General features: G+C 60.5%; 18 protein-coding genes. 7 read left to right on the top strand and 11 right to left on the bottom strand.

The annotated features are described in order from the left end of the window. The first annotated feature begins 214 nt into the window (after positions 1-214). Positions 215-619, top strand: a complete 405-nt coding sequence (locus ABD815_RS06795; protein ID WP_344845417.1) for a rhodanese-like domain-containing protein — start codon at positions 215-217, stop codon at positions 617-619. Here ABD815_RS06795 and ABD815_RS06790 read toward each other — a convergent pair. Further along, positions 616-978: a diacylglycerol kinase gene (locus ABD815_RS06790; protein ID WP_344845414.1), complete on the bottom strand. Its 363-nt coding sequence runs from the start codon at positions 976-978 to the stop codon at positions 616-618. The two genes, ABD815_RS06795 and ABD815_RS06790, sit on opposite strands and share 4 nt — an antisense overlap. Before the next feature lie 129 nt (positions 979-1,107). On the opposite strand from ABD815_RS06790, the gene ABD815_RS06785 reads away from it, so the two are divergent. Beyond that, positions 1,108-1,614, top strand: coding sequence for a DUF4405 domain-containing protein (locus ABD815_RS06785; protein WP_344845411.1), 507 nt, complete (start codon positions 1,108-1,110; stop codon positions 1,612-1,614). 20 nt (positions 1,615-1,634) lie between these two features. Here the strand turns inward: ABD815_RS06785 and ABD815_RS06780 are convergent, their stop codons facing one another. From ABD815_RS06780 to ABD815_RS06770, 3 genes are all read right to left on the bottom strand, one after another. Further along, on the bottom strand, positions 1,635-1,946 hold the full coding sequence (locus ABD815_RS06780) for a DUF6455 family protein (protein WP_344845408.1): 312 nt from the start codon (positions 1,944-1,946) through the stop codon (positions 1,635-1,637). A 20-nt stretch (positions 1,947-1,966) separates the two neighbouring features. After that, on the bottom strand, positions 1,967-2,224 hold the full coding sequence (locus ABD815_RS06775) for a DUF6455 family protein (RefSeq protein ID WP_344845406.1): 258 nt from the start codon (positions 2,222-2,224) through the stop codon (positions 1,967-1,969). A 193-nt stretch (positions 2,225-2,417) separates the two neighbouring features. Then, on the bottom strand, positions 2,418-3,146 hold the full coding sequence (locus tag ABD815_RS06770; protein WP_344845402.1) for a M48 family metalloprotease: 729 nt from the start codon (positions 3,144-3,146) through the stop codon (positions 2,418-2,420). Positions 3,147-3,250: 104 nt separating this feature from the next. On the opposite strand from ABD815_RS06770, the gene ABD815_RS06765 reads away from it, so the two are divergent. Then, positions 3,251-3,487, top strand: a complete 237-nt coding sequence (locus ABD815_RS06765; RefSeq protein ID WP_344845400.1) for a hypothetical protein — start codon at positions 3,251-3,253, stop codon at positions 3,485-3,487. On the opposite strand, the gene ABD815_RS06760 is transcribed toward ABD815_RS06765, so the two are convergent. Then, positions 3,484-3,756 (bottom strand): DUF167 domain-containing protein, encoded by a 273-nt coding sequence (locus tag ABD815_RS06760; protein WP_344845397.1) that lies wholly within the window; start codon positions 3,754-3,756, stop codon positions 3,484-3,486. The two genes, ABD815_RS06765 and ABD815_RS06760, sit on opposite strands and share 4 nt — an antisense overlap. 76 nt (positions 3,757-3,832) lie before the next feature. Here ABD815_RS06760 and ABD815_RS06755 point away from each other — a divergent pair, with 76 nt between their 5' ends. Beyond that, positions 3,833-4,411: a nitroreductase family protein gene (locus ABD815_RS06755; protein WP_344845394.1), complete on the top strand. Its 579-nt coding sequence runs from the start codon at positions 3,833-3,835 to the stop codon at positions 4,409-4,411. Then, positions 4,411-5,115, top strand: a complete 705-nt coding sequence (locus tag ABD815_RS06750; protein ID WP_344845391.1) for an EI24 domain-containing protein — start codon at positions 4,411-4,413, stop codon at positions 5,113-5,115. Before ABD815_RS06755 ends, ABD815_RS06750 begins: the two co-directional genes overlap by 1 nt. Here ABD815_RS06750 and ABD815_RS06745 read toward each other — a convergent pair. Beyond that, positions 5,112-5,393: a DUF1467 family protein gene (locus ABD815_RS06745; protein WP_344845388.1), complete on the bottom strand. Its 282-nt coding sequence runs from the start codon at positions 5,391-5,393 to the stop codon at positions 5,112-5,114. The two genes, ABD815_RS06750 and ABD815_RS06745, sit on opposite strands and share 4 nt — an antisense overlap. Beyond that, positions 5,393-5,797: a methylmalonyl-CoA epimerase gene (gene mce, locus ABD815_RS06740; protein ID WP_344845384.1), complete on the bottom strand. Its 405-nt coding sequence runs from the start codon at positions 5,795-5,797 to the stop codon at positions 5,393-5,395. The genes ABD815_RS06745 and mce overlap by 1 nt, the downstream gene beginning before the upstream one ends. Before the next feature lie 170 nt (positions 5,798-5,967). On the opposite strand from mce, the gene ABD815_RS06735 reads away from it, so the two are divergent. Beyond that, positions 5,968-6,687, top strand: a complete 720-nt coding sequence (locus tag ABD815_RS06735; protein ID WP_344845382.1) for a response regulator — start codon at positions 5,968-5,970, stop codon at positions 6,685-6,687. Here the strand turns inward: ABD815_RS06735 and ABD815_RS06730 are convergent. The 3 genes from ABD815_RS06730 to aspS all read right to left on the bottom strand — a co-directional run bounded on the left by ABD815_RS06730 (position 6,684) and on the right by aspS (position 9,251). Further along, complete coding sequence (locus tag ABD815_RS06730) at positions 6,684-7,187, bottom strand: DUF1993 family protein (protein ID WP_344845380.1); 504 nt, start codon at positions 7,185-7,187, stop codon at positions 6,684-6,686. The genes ABD815_RS06735 and ABD815_RS06730 overlap by 4 nt on opposite strands. Continuing rightward, complete coding sequence (locus tag ABD815_RS06725) at positions 7,184-7,378, bottom strand: hypothetical protein (protein WP_344845377.1); 195 nt, start codon at positions 7,376-7,378, stop codon at positions 7,184-7,186. Before ABD815_RS06725 ends, ABD815_RS06730 begins: the two co-directional genes overlap by 4 nt. 82 nt (positions 7,379-7,460) lie before the next feature. After that, the gene (gene aspS, locus ABD815_RS06720; RefSeq protein WP_344845374.1) at positions 7,461-9,251 is read right to left on the bottom strand and encodes an aspartate--tRNA ligase; all 1,791 of its coding nucleotides are present in this window, start codon (positions 9,249-9,251) and stop codon (positions 7,461-7,463) included. A gap of 239 nt (positions 9,252-9,490) precedes the next feature. Between aspS and carB the strand changes: the two genes are divergently transcribed. Further along, positions 9,491-12,775, top strand: a complete 3,285-nt coding sequence (gene carB / locus ABD815_RS06715) for a carbamoyl-phosphate synthase large subunit (RefSeq protein WP_344845369.1) — start codon at positions 9,491-9,493, stop codon at positions 12,773-12,775. 94 nt (positions 12,776-12,869) lie between these two features. On the opposite strand, the gene ABD815_RS06710 is transcribed toward carB, so the two are convergent. Continuing rightward, a complete protein-coding gene (locus ABD815_RS06710) occupies positions 12,870-14,291 on the bottom strand; it encodes an alanine/glycine:cation symporter family protein (RefSeq protein WP_344845366.1) in 1,422 nt (473 codons plus the stop codon). Positions 14,292-14,557: the final 266 nt, after the last annotated feature.

The following is a 14,557-nucleotide window of genomic DNA, read 5'->3' as shown; positions in this document are numbered from 1 at the left end:
TTCGGCACTATTCATCGTGCCGACGGCTACTGCTTCGCCAACGCGAAAGACCCCGCCAAGAACTCCATTTCCGTTTCAAGCCGGGCTTTTGTTCGTCAGTAACTCTGGCCTCAAACCAGACCTTCACCGCAACGCCTAATCCTACCCGCTTCGAATGGGCCAACTGCCTCCCTGCCACTTGCGTCCAACACGCGAAGCACAGACACTGCCTGATATGAAAAAGACCCACAAAGACCTGATCGCTGAGGCCAATGGCTTGATCGAGACTGTGCCGGTGGACGGCGCCATCGCGCGGCTTTCTGATCCGGATACGGTTTTCGTGGACCTGCGGGATCGGCGCGAGTTGGAGCGGGAGGGGCGGATTCCCGGGGCGTATCATTGTCCGCGCGGGATGTTGGAGTTCTGGATTGACCCGACGAGCCCCTATCACAAACCCGTCTTTGCCGAAGGAAAGTCCTACCTGTTCTACTGCGCGAGCGCGTGGAGATCGGCTCTCGCGACGCGCACGGCCATGGAGATGGGGTTGGCGCCTGTTGCCCATCTGGAGGGCGGGTTTTCGGCGTGGAAGGCTGCGGGGGGGCCGGTCGAGCGGTTGGTGAAAAAGGATGCGGCGGGTTAGCCGATCAGCACGCAGAGCCACGCGACGCCTGCGGCAAATGCGGAGATGGCGACACCTGCGGAGCCTGCGTCCTTGGCCCGTTTGGCCAGCGGGTGCTCATCGGTCGACACATAGTCCACGGCATCCTCGATCGCGGTGTTGAGCAGTTCGGCGGCGAGGATCAGGATGCCCAGCGCGAGGATCAGCGCGCGCTCGGAACCGCTCAGATCAAGGACACAGGCGAGCAGCGCGGAGGCGAGGTTGGCCCAGACCCATGTGCGAAACGAATGTTCGCCGCGCCATGTCGCAACAATGCCACTCCATGACCATTTGGTGCGCAAAACGAGCCGCTGTGCGGTGTAGACGAGTTTGTCGATCATGCTCCTCCCCGAGACGTCATCAAACTGTCTGGGCAGAATGGCCGCGCGGGGCGCAAAGGTGCAAGTATTTTCGACGGAATTGGCCCGCGCCAACGTATAGGGAGAAAGCAGTCAGAAAAGGCGCATCCCATGTCTACTCTTCGCAAATTCGCCACCCCTCTCACCATCGGAACGTTTCTCGTCGTCGGTGTGACGGGGGTGCTTTGGTATTTCCATATCATCACGGATGCCGGACGCTGGCTGCATGAAATTGTGGGGCTGGCGATGGTGGCGGTGGTGGGTCTGCACCTGACGCTGAACTGGCGGGCGTTCGTGACCTATTTCAAGCGGCCCTTGGCGCTCGGGATCATGGCGCTTTTCGCGGCTGTGACGGTGGGCGGGTATATGTTGCCCGACACGCGCGCGCAGGGTGAAGGTGGCATGGGGCGTGCCGGATTTGCGGCTGTGACGCAGATCGGGGAGGCAGAGATTGCCACGCTCGCGCCGGTGTTCCATCTGTCGGTGGATGAGGCGGTCGCGCGCGCTGTGGCCGCAGGCTACGTCGATGCCACGGCGCAAAGCACGCCTGCCGGATTGGCCGGATCGAGCGACACGCGCGCGGTGATGGGCGCGATCGAGGCGATTTCCGGCAATTAGTCGGCGTCCTGGTCGGTGACTCAGCCGGTGTCTTGGCCGGTATCCTGGTCGGGGTCTTTGATCAGGTCGGATTGAACCGCGCGCACGTATTGCAGTTCATGCGTGTTCAGGCAGTAGTCGGGGGCGGCCTCTTGGCGCCCCTGATGTTCGATCAGCCAGATGATGCAGTCGTCATGTTTGGTGCATTGCCCACAGCGGGTGACCATGTCGGACAGTTCGCCCTGCGAGATTTCGCCCGAACGCGCCGCGATTTCGACATCGGCGCCGAGGCGGTCGGCCATGCCGTGCATCAGGCAGGCCTGTCCGGGGCGGGGTTGGATATCGAGTGTCATGGCGGGCTCCTTTTCGTGACCTAGGGCCGTGCGAGTTTTTCGAGGCTGTCTTTATTTCGGCAGTACCCCGGTGCGCGGGCGGCGCCGTCGGTATGGGTGTCGAGGAATTTGGTGCATAGGTCGGGTTCGGTGCACGACAGGCAGCGGTGGACGCGGTCGCGCAGGTCTTCTTCGCTCAGATTGCCACGCTGCATTTCCTCGGAGAGGTCGACGCCGAGCGTGCCGGCCATCCTGTCAACTTTCAGGGCGTGGGCGTCGTATTTGGTCAAATCCTTCATCCTGCGATCCCCGCGGGTTGTTTTTGATGATGAAGGCAGTGGAGCAAAGCCCCGTTTTTCGGGCTTTGATCCCTGTCAAAGTGCCGATCTGGGGCGGGAATCCGCGATTCTTTGCCCAAACTTCGTGCAAAAACACGCCGTCGGGGCGGATTTCAGGCCTCGATTTGGGTGATTTCGACGCGGTGGGGCGGTTTTAGAGATTGGCCATCGTGCGTTTTACCGTCTCGATGCGCTGTGCGTTCGGGGGGTGGGAGCCGAGGAATCTGTCGCCGGGGTCGGGAATACGGGTGAAGAACGCGGCCCCGCGAACCGGATTATAGCCCGCGCGATAGGCGATGATGGTGCCGAGTTGATCGGCCTCCAATTCGAAATTCTTCGAATAGGTGCGCGCGCCGACCGAAGCACCGAGGTTTTGCGCGGTTTCGATCCCGCGGGCGTCGACACCGAGGGATGCGGCGAGGATACCGGCGAGAACGCCGCCGCCCACCGCGCTGGCCTGAGTGCTTTGCAGGTGGCCTGCGATGTGGTGGGAGGCCTCATGGCCAAAGATAAAGGCGACCTCGTCAAGGTTTTGCGCATCCGCCAAAAGCGCCACGGTAAAGGCGAGCACGGGGCGGCCGGATTTATCCACGCTCTGGAAGGCGTTTGAGGGCGCAGACGGGTCGGTTTCCACCACCACGTGGAAATCACAGTTGAGATTGCGCGTGCGTGCGCGGCACTCGGCCTCTGCGATGGGTTCGACACGCGCGACCATGGCGGCAAAGCTTTTGACGCTCACCGCGCCGGAGGTCGGGGCCGCAGTGGGTGCCACCGGGGCGGCGGGGTCGACCGGACCGGCGTAGTCCACGCAACCCGAGAGCGCGGCGAGGAATGGGATGAGCGGGGGGATCAGGCGGGTTCGAAACACGGGGTAAAGGACCATTGGTTGGGCATAGATTTAGCGCACAATAGGATGCCCGCCGCCATCGCACCAGTCGCAAGCGCGTGAGGGTTGCATTCGCCCCGTAAGGGTCTAGCATCATTGTCATGTTTACCATTGAACACGATTTCGACGCGACGGTCGTAACGCTTGTCGACGAGGGTGCAGCGCCTCTTGCCGAGGATGTCATCGTCAACGCATTTGCCGAATGTGTGACCATCGAACAGTTCGATGCGCGCACCGACGAGGTTCACAAGATCACCCTGTCGCTCACGCAGGTGCGTGATCTTGCCGCCGCGCTGAACCTGCCCGAAGGCGTCTATAAACTGCGCCCCAAACCCTAGGCCCGCGCGGCCCTGCGGAACACTTTGTCCCGCGCTGTCGCCCCGCGCACGAGCGTGAGGTCGGATTTCGCAATGCCGAGCGCTTTCGCGAGCAGTTTGATCACATCGCGGGTGGCTTTTCCGTTTTCGGGCACGGTTGTAACCGTGACGCGCACCCTGCCCTCCACAACACTCACGTTATTGCGCGCCGCCTTGGGGGTGACACGGACGGCGAGCAAATCGCCCTCAAACGCCGCCTCGATCGCCTGTTTGATGTCAGAACTGGCCATGGCACATCTATAGGCGGTTGAAGTCGCGGGGTAAAAGCCCGACATGTGAGGGCGAAACCACGAAACCGGAACGCATATGCCAGATTCAAATCCCCAAGCTCTCGAATTTCTTCTGACACGCCGCTCGCGCCCTGCAAAGACATTGCGCGCGCCGGTGCCGGGTCGCGAGACGTTGCGCACAATCCTGACGGCGGCGGCGCGCACGCCCGATCACGGAAAGCTGGAGCCGTGGCGGTTCATCGTGTTGGAAAAAGCCGCACTTGCGCGGTTGGCCGATCTGGTCGAACCCTGCGGGACACGGCTGGGCAAATCGGTCGAGGATATCGAGAAGGCGCGTGGCCAATATGCCAATGCGGATCTCGTTGTGGCGGTTGTTGCCGCCCCTGTGGACAGCCCCAAGGTGCCACAGGTCGAACAGCTTTACTCCGCGGGCGCGGTTTGTTTGTCGTTGTTGAACGCAGCACTGGCGAGCGGTTGGGGGGCCAACTGGCTGTCGGGATGGGCAAGCCATGACAGGACGTTTGTGGAGACCGGTCTGGGCCTGCAGGCGCATGAAACCGTCGCAGGCATGATGCATATCGGCACTGAAACCTCCGCGCCACCCGAACGCCCGCGTCCCGACATCGACGCGATTACATCATGGGTTGAAAACTAGTGTTCGCAGATTTCGCCAAAGCCATCAGCCAACTCACGGATGCCCGTTTCCGCTCTGTCCTGCTTAAAGGGATCGGGTTGACCCTGTTGTTGCTGGCGGCGGTTTACGCCTGCTTTGTGTGGGGGCTGAGCCTGTTTTTGCCCGACACGGTGACCCTGCCATTGTTGGGGGAGATCAGCCTGACTGTCGCTCTCTCCATCGGGTCGTTTTTCGTGATGTTGCTGCTGTCGGTGTTCCTGATGGTGCCTGTCGCCTCCGCCTTTACCGGTATTTTCCTCGAAGAGGTTTCCGAGGCGGTCGAGGATCGCCACTACCCGGGCCTGCCGCCCGCACCGCGTCAGAGTATGGGCGAGATCATCACCGATTCTCTGGCGTTTTTCGGGGTGATCGTGGTGGCGAACCTCGTCGCGCTCGTCGTCTATCTCCTGCTCAACGTGGCGGCTCCGATCGTGTTTTATGCGCTGAACGGATTTCTGCTCGGGCGGGAATATTTCCAGATGGTTGCCATGCGCCGGTTGGGGCGCGAGGGCGCGAAGGCCGCGCGCAAACGTCATATGGTGGAAATCTGGGTGGCCGGTGCGTTGATGGCCGTGCCTTTGACGATACCCGTCGTGAACCTGCTCATTCCGGTTCTCGGCGCGGCGACCTTTACCCACATGTTCATGCGGCTTGAAGGGCAAAGGATCGCGAACGGCGCACCTTAGCTATCGGCAACCGGCGTCAGGCGGGCGGTCCAGTCGAAGTCGCGCCATGTAAAGCCGCCGTAGACGATGACCGCAAAAACGATGACCCATAGCACCGCCGCGACGATAGAGACGATCACGGCCTTGCGACGCGGGTTGTAGTTGGTGGGGGCGCCGAAATGCGTGCCCTCGACCCGCTCGCCATCATCCCCCTGGGTGCGCAACCCGATGGGCAGCGCGACGAGCATGGTGAGAAACCAGAGCACCAGATAGAGAACGATGGCCGAGGTGATCGCCATCAGACCTGCTCCAACTCGATAAGGCAGCCGTTGAAATCTTTGGGGTGCAGGAACAGGACGGGTTTGCCATGGGCCCCGATTTTGGGCTCGCCCGTGCCCAGAACCCGCGCGCCATCGGCCAGCAATTTGTCACGCGCGGCGAGGATATCGTCGACCTCGTAGCAGATGTGGTGGATGCCGCCGGCAGGGTTTTTGTCGAGATAGCCCTGAATGGGGGAGCCTTCGCCGAGCGGGTAGAGCAATTCGATTTTGGTATTGGGCAGCTCGATGAAGACGACCGTGACGCCGTGGTCAGGTTCGTCCTGCGGCGGGTTCACTTTCGCGCCCAGCGTGTCACGATATTGCGCGCTTGCGGCTTCCAGATCCGGCACGGCGATGGCCACGTGGTTGAGGCGTCCGATCATGTCCCTGTCCTTTCGAAAGTATACGCGCGGTTTATCGCGCCTCGCGGCACCTCTCGCAAGCGCCAAAGCCGCACAGGTAGCGGTAACAATGGCCGCGCGGCGTTGCGTTAACGGCCCGTTCACCAATCTCGTCCTTAAATCGGAGCCATAAAAGTTCACGGAGACGTTTTATGCCCGAGCCATTCGACACATTGTTTGCCCCGCTTGAGCCCACCGCGGAACGTCCCCTTTTGGGACTGACCGTTCTGGTGGTTGAAGACAGCCGGTTCGCATCGGAAGCGATGCGCCTATTATGCCTGCGATCGGGTGCCCGCATCCGACGTGCGGATAGTTTGACCTCGGCGCGAAAACACCTGCGGGTCTATCGACCTGCCGTGGTCATCGTCGATCTCGGCCTGCCCGATGGTTCCGGAACAGAGTTGATCGCGGAGTTGACGACTACCGTGCCCCGCGTGGGTGCCGTTCTGGCGATGTCGGGTGACACCGGTGTCGAAGCGGCCGCACGCGCCGCAGGAGCCGATGCCTTCATTGCCAAGCCGATCACAGGCCTCGCCGCGTTCCAGTCGATCATTCTGGAGGCATTTCCTGCCCACGCCCGACCAAAAGGCCTATCGGTCGTCTCGGACGCGGTGGTGACGCCCGATCCGATTGCTTTGCAGGATGATCTGGTTCATGTGGCCGATATTCTGACCACCCAGACCAGCGACGATGTGCTCGACTACATCGCGCAGTTCCTCGCCGGTGTTGCGCGTAGCGTTGAAGATGACGAGATGGCAGAGGCGGCAGTGTCGCTAGCCGGTCGTCGTCAAAACGGCCTGCCCCAAGGCGCCGATGTGGCGCGGGTTTCGGGGCTGGTGCAGGCGCGCATCGCGCCCGGGCGGGTTCTCTAGAACGAAAAGCCGTCCGGATAGGCGTGCAACCCATCAAAATCGGCTTTCCCCAACGGGGCGCCGGCCGCCCGCAATGCCGCATAACCCATTGAGAAATGGAATATCATGTTAGGCAGGGCAAAGCGGATCATATAGTCGAGCGGCTCTTGGGCGAGTTCGGCAAACCCTGCTTTATGCGCAACTTTTTCTTCGTTCAGATCGCTCGGCGCGACATGGGTGAGCGCCCGATTGAGGTCCGCCGCCAGCGCACGCAGCGTTTGCGGATCAAAGTCGTTGGGGAATGGGGGCATCTCCATGCCGGCCACACGATAGACCCCGCGCGCCGCAAAATAGAGCGCGACGCCGAGTTGGCGACCGGCGGTAAAACTGTCGGGAATCGCCTTTTGTGCGAGCAGTGTCTTCGCATTGGGCAGGGCCGCGATTTTCGCCACCACCGCATCGATACGCTCAACATAATGGTGAAACGTCGCCAGCGTGGTTGCCGCGCATTGGGAGGTCATTTTGCCTCCTCGACCAGAGGGGCAAGGTAGCGGGCCATGGTATCCAAAATCAGTTTGCGGTCTTTGGCAGGAATGGACGAAATATAGCGCCCCGCGAAGGGTCGCAGGCCTTTGCGGGTCAGCATATCCGCGGACATGCCGATCTCGCCGCCGAGTTGTTCGATTGCATCGTCGCTGGTCGTTTGCGCCATGTCGCCACCCCCCATGCCGTCACTCTATGCCGTATCAGTGTACGGCAAAGAGTGACTCGCTCAAAGGGGGATGCGCGCGCCGCTATTCCTGTGGGATGACCCGCAGGTGCAATTCGCGCAATTGCTCGTTCATCGGCTCCGACGGGGCGCCCATCATCAGGTCTTCGGCGCGTTGGTTCATCGGGAACATGATGACTTCGCGGATGTTGTTTTCATCGGCGAGCAACATCACAGCGCGGTCGATGCCCAAAGCGCAGCCGCCGTGGGGCGGTGCGCCGTATTGGAATGCGTTGACCATGCCGCCAAAGCGTTTTTCGACTTCGTCCTTGCCGTAGCCTGCGATTTCGAAGGCTTTGAACATAATTTCGGGGCGGTGGTTCCGGATCGCGCCGCTGACCAATTCATAGCCGTTGCAGGCGAGGTCATATTGGTAGCCGAGCACATCCAGAGGATCGCCCTGTAGCGCGTCCATTCCGCCCTGAGGCATGGAGAACGGGTTGTGTTCGAAATCGATGTCGCCGGTTTCCTCGTCCTTTTCGTAGATCGGGAAGTCCACGATCCATGCGAACATGAACGCATCGCGCCAGTTTTCGTCTTCGGGGGCTTTGGGTGTTTCTTCCCAGATCGTGGTGCGCGCCTTGCCTGCAACACGTTCAAAGCTCTTGGGTTTGCCGCCAAGGAAGAACGCCGCATCGCCGACGCCGAGGCCGAGTTGTTGACGGATGGCTTCGGTGCGCTCGGGGCCGATGTTTTTGGCCAGCGGTCCGGCGGCTTCCATGCCTTCGCCTTGGTCGCGCCAGAAGATGTAGCCCATGCCCGGAAGGCCTTCGCCCTGGGCGAATTTGTTCATCCGGTCGCAGAATTTGCGCGAGCCGCCTTTGGGGGCGGGGATGGCACGGATCACGTTGCCGTCCTGTTCGAGCAGCTTGGCAAAGATCGCGAAACCGGAATCACGGAAGTGTTCGGAGACGTCCTGCATTTTGATCGGGTTACGCAGATCGGGTTTGTCGGTGCCATACCACAGCGCGGCATCGCGGTATGAAATCTGTGGCCAGTCACGGTTCGCCAGACGGCCATTGCCGAAGCGGTCGAACATGTCGGCGATCACCGGCTCCATGGTGTCAAAGATGTCCTGCTGGGTGACAAAGGACATTTCCATGTCGAGTTGGTAGAAATCGGTGGGCGAGCGGTCGGCGCGCGGATCTTCGTCGCGGAAACACGGCGCGATCTGGAAATATTTGTCAAAGCCCGACACCATGATCAGCTGTTTGAACTGCTGGGGGGCCTGTGGAAGCGCGTAGAATTTACCCGGGTGCAGACGCGATGGCACGAGGAAGTCACGGGCACCTTCGGGCGAGGAGGCGGTGATGATCGGCGTCTGGAATTCGTTGAACCCTTTGCCCCACATCCGCTGACGCAGGTCGGCCACAACGTTGGAGCGCAGGATCATGTTCTTCTGCATCGCTTCACGGCGCAGGTCGAGATAGCGGTATTTCAGACGCGTCTCTTCGGGGTATTCCTGATCGCCAAACACGATGAGCGGCAATTCGTCGGCAGTGCCGAGCACTTCGAGGTCGCGCACGAAAACCTCGACCGCGCCGGTCGGGATCTTTTCGTTCACGAGGCTGGCGTCACGCGCCTTCACGTTGCCGTCGATGCGGATACACCATTCGGAGCGGACCTTTTCGACGTCCTTGAACACCGGGCTGTCGGGATCACAGAGCACCTGCGTGACACCATAGTGGTCGCGCAAATCGATAAAGAGCACCCCGCCGTGGTCACGGATGCGGTGCACCCATCCGGAGAGCCGGACGGTTTCGCCGACGTTCGATGTGTTCAGCTCGGCGCAGGTATGGCTGCGAAAGGCGTGCATGGCGCGATCCCTCGGGTTTTTTGGCGTTTTGGGCCGGTTAGGCTTTGCGGTGATACACAAGGGACGGGCGGGAAAGTCAAGCCTTGCCCAAGCGGCGCGCAGGGCTTACCCGTGCCAGACGACAGTTTGTGGGCGAAAAACCCCGCAGCGCCCCTTGCACGTGGGCGCTGTCTGTCTATAACCCACGACAATTTGCGACTGGCCGCGCGCCTGACCTGCCCACACAACCGGAGTAGACCATGCCGAAGAGAACCGACATTTCCTCCATCATGATCATCGGTGCTGGGCCCATCATTATCGGGCAAGCCTGCGAGTTCGACTATTCGGGGGCACAGGCCTGTAAGGCGCTGCGCGAGGAAGGCTACCGTGTTATCCTCGTGAACTCGAACCCGGCCACGATCATGACCGATCCCGATATGGCCGATGCGACCTATATCGAACCGATCACGCCCGAAGTTGTGGCCAAGATCATCGAAAAGGAACGCCCCGACGCGCTTTTGCCGACGATGGGGGGTCAGACCGGATTGAACACCGCGCTGGCGCTGGATGATCAGGGTGTGCTGGAGAAATTCGGGGTTGAGCTGATCGGGGCGAAACGCGCCGCGATTGAAATGGCCGAGGACCGCAAACTGTTCCGCGAGGCGATGGATCGTCTGGGCATCGAAAACCCCAAGGCGACGATTGTGACGGCGCCGAAAAAGGCGAACGGCAAATTCGATATCGCCGCCGGCCTCAAAGAGGCGCTGGACGCCTTGGAAGAAATCGGTCTGCCCGCGATTATCCGCCCTGCATTCACGCTCGGCGGCACCGGTGGTGGTGTGGCCTATAACCGAGAAGACTACGAACATTTCTGCCGCTCGGGCCTTGAGGCCTCGCCGATGGCGCAGATTCTGGTCGATGAATCGCTTCTCGGGTGGAAAGAGTTCGAGATGGAGGTGGTGCGCGACAAAGCCGACAATGCCATCATCGTCTGTGCGATTGAAAACGTCGATCCGATGGGTGTGCACACCGGTGACTCCGTGACCGTGGCCCCTGCCCTGACGCTAACCGACAAAGAATACCAGCTTATGCGCACGCATAGCATCAACGTGCTGCGCGAGATCGGTGTGGAAACCGGTGGCTCCAACGTGCAGTGGGCGGTCAATCCGGCGGACGGGCGTATGGTTGTGATCGAAATGAACCCGCGCGTGTCGCGCTCTTCCGCGCTGGCCTCCAAAGCCACAGGGTTCCCGATTGCCAAAATCGCGGCGAAACTGGCGGTGGGCTATACGCTCGACGAGTTGGACAATGACATCACCAAGGTGACGCCGGCCTCGTTCGAGCCGACCATCGACTATGTCGTCACGAAAATCCCGCGCTTTGCCTTTGAAAAATTCCCCGGTGCAGAGCCGAACCTGACCACGGCGATGAAGTCGGTCGGCGAAGCCATGGCCATTGGCCGCACGATCCATGAGAGCCTGCAAAAGGCGCTCGCCTCCATGGAAACCGGCCTGACCGGATTTGACGAGATCGAAATCCCGGGCGCGCCCGACAAGGCCGCCGTGATCAAAGCGCTGTCCAAAGCGACCCCCGACCGGTTGCGCGTGATCGCGCAGGCCATTCGCTTTGGTCTGAGCGACGATGAAATTCACGCCGCCAATAGCTATGATCCATGGTTCCTCGCCCGTATCCGCGAAATCGTGGAGATGGAAGAAGACATCCGCCACAATGGTTTGCCCGTCACCGAAGAAGGCCTGCGCAAGGTCAAGATGTACGGCTTTACCGATGCGCGGCTGGCGATATTGACGGGTCGCGATGAGGACAATGTGCGTCGCGCGCGCCTCAACCTCGGCGTGACGGCGGTGTTCAAACGCATTGACACCTGCGCGGCAGAGTTCGAGGCGCAGACGCCCTATATGTATTCCACCTACGAGGCCCCGATGATGGGCGAAGTGGAATGCGAAGCGCGCCCTTCCAACCGTAAAAAGGTCGTCATTCTCGGCGGTGGTCCCAACCGGATCGGTCAGGGCATCGAGTTCGACTATTGCTGTTGTCATGCCTGTTTCTCGCTCACCGAGCAGGGTTACGAGACGATCATGATCAACTGTAACCCCGAAACCGTGTCGACCGATTACGACACCTCGGACCGCCTCTATTTCGAACCGCTGACATTTGAGCATGTGATGGAAATCCTGCGCGTCGAGCAGGAAAACGGCACGCTGCACGGTGTGATCGTCCAGTTCGGCGGACAGACGCCTCTGAAGCTCGCCAATGCGCTAGAGGCCGAGGGCATTCCGATCCTTGGCACCACGCCGGACGCCATCGATCTGGCCGAGGACCGCGAGCGTTTTCAGGACCTCGTGAACCGTCTCGGATTGAAACAGCCGCATAACGGAATCGCCTCGACGGATGAAGAAGCCTTTGAAATCGCGAAAGATATCGGGTTCCCGCTGGTGATCCGCCCGTCCTATGTTCTGGGCGGTCGCGCGATGGAAATCGTTCGAGATATCGATCAGTTGAAACGCTACATCCGCGATGCGGTGGTGGTTTCCGGCGATAGCCCCGTACTGCTCGACAGCTACCTGTCGGGTGCGACAGAGATTGACGTCGATGCGCTTTGCGATGGGGAAAAGGTCCATGTCGCGGGCATCATGCAGCACATCGAAGAGGCCGGCGTGCACTCGGGTGACAGCGCCTGTTCGCTGCCGCCCTACTCGCTCAAACCGGAGATCATCGTAGAGCTGAAAAAGCAGACCGAGGCATTGGCCCTGTCGCTGCATGTCGTTGGTCTGATGAACATCCAGTTCGCGGTTAAAGACGACGTGATCTACCTCATCGAAGTGAACCCGCGCGCCTCGCGTACCGTGCCTTTCGTCGCCAAGGCGGTCAATTCGCCAATCGCCTCGATCGCGGCGCGGGTGATGGCGGGTGAAAAGCTGGATGCGTTCGATTTGGTGGACCCGAGCAAAACCGGACGTTTCGCGGTGAAAGAGGCCGTGTTGCCCTTCGCCCGTTTCCCGGGTGTGGACACGATTTTGGGGCCGGAAATGCGCTCTACCGGTGAAGTCATGGGATCGGACACGACGTTTGCGCGTGCGTTCCTCAAGGCACAGTTGGGCGCGGGAACCGTTCTGCCAGAGGGCGGGAAAGTGTTTATCTCGGTCAAGGACTACGACAAGAAACCGAAGATGATCGAATGTGCGCGCACGCTCGTCGATATGGGTTTCGAGATCGTTGCAACACGCGGAACGGCGAAGTTTTTCGAAGAGAACAACATCGCCACGACCGTTGTGAACAAGGTCTACGAAGGTCGCCCCGATATCGTCGACATGATGAAAGACGGCGAAATCTCGTTGGTTCTCAACACTACCGAGGGCACGCAGGCCGTCGAGGACAGCCGTGAAATCCGCAAGGTCGCGCTGTTTGACAAAATCCCCTATTTCACCACCGCGGCCGCATCCCACGCCGCCGCGATGGCGATCAAGTCACGCGTGGCAGGCGAGATTGACGTCGCGCCTTTGCAGGGCATGAACGCCAAGGCGTAAAGCCCGGCGTCACGACGCACATCGCGACACACATCGCGACACAAAAGGGCGCCTTTGAGGGCGCCCTTTTTCGTTTGTATCACCCATCGGCAGGTTACTTGGCATCCGGCCAAGCGGTGGGATCCGTGTCGAGATCGGGGAAAGCCTTTGGGTCGAAAACCGGACGTTTGATCCCCGCAGCGAGTTGGGATCGGTAGTCGGCAATGATGCGCTGCGCGGTCGGGAACAGCATCATCAGGGCGAGCAGGTTGACCACCGCGAGGATGCCCATCATCGGATCGGAGAAGTTGAACACCGATGTCGCCCCGGGCGCGACCGCGCCGAGGAAGACGATGCCCATGATGACGACCCGCAGGACGTTGAGGGCCATCGGGTTTTCGGTCATAAAGCTCAACGCGTTCTCGCCGAGGTAGTAGTTGTACATGATCGACGAGAAGGAGAAGAGGAAGATTGCGGCGGTCAGGAAGTACTGTGCCCAGCTTCCGACATGGCTCACCATCGATTGCTGCGTGAGCGCGACACCGTCGATGCCCTCTGCCCCCGGTTGGTAGACATCGGCCAACAGGATCACGAAGGCCGTGCAGGAACAGATGATCATCGTGTCGATAAAGACCGAAAAACTCTGCGTGATGCCTTGGCTTACGGGATGACGCACATAGGCGGTTGCGGCCACGTTTGGCGCAGAGCCCAGACCCGCCTCGTTCGAGAACAGACCGCGACGCAGACCGTTGGAGATTGCTGCGCCGACACCGCCCGCGACCGCTTCGCGAAAGCCCAGAGCATTGGCAACGATGTCCCAGATGACGCCGGGCAAAGAGGTGATGTTGAGGAGAATAATGAGTAGCGCCATGCCTATATAACCGATTGCCATGATCGGAATGATGACATCGGCGGCCTTGGCGATGCGATGGATACCACCGAAGACGATCAGGCCCGTGGCCACGGCGAGGAATGCGCCGGTGAACACGCGCGGGATGCCGAGGCTATCCTGCGCCGATCCGGCGACTGTGTTGCCTTGGAAGGCATTGAAACCAATGGCGAAAGAGGCAATGAGACAGATGGCGTAGATGATCGCGAGCCAGCGGTAGTTTTCGCCCAGCCCGTGGATGATGGCCCGTGCCGGACCGCCGCGATAGTCGCCCTCGGGCGTGGTGCGTTTAAAGGTCTGGGCGAGCGTGGCCTCGACAAGCGCCGAACACATCCCGATGAGCGCAATCGCCCACATCCAGAACACCGCCCCCGGCCCGCCTGCGGTAATGGCGACCGCGACACCGGCGATATTGCCGCCCCCCACACGCCCCCCGACGGAGACAAAGAGAGCTTCGCGCGCGCTGATTTTCGACGGATCCGCATCGGGGTCGCCCCTGAGGACGCGGAACATGCGTTTGAAGAACCGGAATTGGACAAAGTCGCTTGCGATCGTGAAGAAGATGCCAAAGATGACGAGGAACGGCACCAAGGCCCATCCCCAGGTTAAATCATTGATGCCGTTAAATATCGTGTCGAAGAATCCCATGTGCGTCACTCCGCTTGATTGCCGGCGGCGTTTGGGAAACCGCCATGGGATGAGGCTAACCCAGTTCATCAAATTGACCTAACGTTAGGTCAAGTCGGCGGGGGCAAATGGCAAATCAGCCCCCGTTTGCCGAATTTCTCACCGCAGGCGGGGGAGATTTGATCCGCTGTGAGTGCAGGGAATGGCGGGACGGGCACGGCGAATTATCTTGACTTGTTAGCGCCCCTACCCCATGTGTCCCCAATCGACCGCCCAAGTTGCCGCGT

The organism is Celeribacter arenosi (genome assembly GCF_039539485.1).
Classification (GTDB): Bacteria; Pseudomonadota; Alphaproteobacteria; order Rhodobacterales; family Rhodobacteraceae; genus Celeribacter; species Celeribacter arenosi.
Note: the sequence above shows the minus strand (reverse complement) of the source record. Positions and strands in the feature narration are given on the sequence as shown.

Bases quoted from the DNA above. Each gene is read 5' to 3' on its own strand.
- ABD815_RS06795 (WP_344845417.1), top strand. From the start codon at position 215: ATGAAAAAGACCCACAAAGACCTGATCGCTGAGGCCAATGGCTTGATC.
- ABD815_RS06790 (WP_344845414.1), bottom strand. From the start codon at position 978: ATGATCGACAAACTCGTCTACACCGCACAGCGGCTCGTTTTGCGCACC.
- ABD815_RS06785 (WP_344845411.1), top strand. From the start codon at position 1,108: ATGTCTACTCTTCGCAAATTCGCCACCCCTCTCACCATCGGAACGTTT.
- ABD815_RS06780 (WP_344845408.1), bottom strand. From the start codon at position 1,946: ATGACACTCGATATCCAACCCCGCCCCGGACAGGCCTGCCTGATGCAC.
- ABD815_RS06775 (WP_344845406.1), bottom strand. From the start codon at position 2,224: ATGAAGGATTTGACCAAATACGACGCCCACGCCCTGAAAGTTGACAGG.
- ABD815_RS06770 (WP_344845402.1), bottom strand. From the start codon at position 3,146: ATGGTCCTTTACCCCGTGTTTCGAACCCGCCTGATCCCCCCGCTCATC.
- ABD815_RS06765 (WP_344845400.1), top strand. From the start codon at position 3,251: ATGTTTACCATTGAACACGATTTCGACGCGACGGTCGTAACGCTTGTC.
- ABD815_RS06760 (WP_344845397.1), bottom strand. From the start codon at position 3,756: ATGGCCAGTTCTGACATCAAACAGGCGATCGAGGCGGCGTTTGAGGGC.
- ABD815_RS06755 (WP_344845394.1), top strand. From the start codon at position 3,833: ATGCCAGATTCAAATCCCCAAGCTCTCGAATTTCTTCTGACACGCCGC.
- ABD815_RS06745 (WP_344845388.1), bottom strand. From the start codon at position 5,393: ATGGCGATCACCTCGGCCATCGTTCTCTATCTGGTGCTCTGGTTTCTC.
- mce (WP_344845384.1), bottom strand. From the start codon at position 5,797: ATGATCGGACGCCTCAACCACGTGGCCATCGCCGTGCCGGATCTGGAA.
- ABD815_RS06735 (WP_344845382.1), top strand. From the start codon at position 5,968: ATGCCCGAGCCATTCGACACATTGTTTGCCCCGCTTGAGCCCACCGCG.
- ABD815_RS06730 (WP_344845380.1), bottom strand. From the start codon at position 7,187: ATGACCTCCCAATGCGCGGCAACCACGCTGGCGACGTTTCACCATTAT.
- ABD815_RS06725 (WP_344845377.1), bottom strand. From the start codon at position 7,378: ATGGCGCAAACGACCAGCGACGATGCAATCGAACAACTCGGCGGCGAG.
- aspS (WP_344845374.1), bottom strand. From the start codon at position 9,251: ATGCACGCCTTTCGCAGCCATACCTGCGCCGAGCTGAACACATCGAAC.
- carB (WP_344845369.1), top strand. From the start codon at position 9,491: ATGCCGAAGAGAACCGACATTTCCTCCATCATGATCATCGGTGCTGGG.
- ABD815_RS06710 (WP_344845366.1), bottom strand. From the start codon at position 14,291: ATGGGATTCTTCGACACGATATTTAACGGCATCAATGATTTAACCTGG.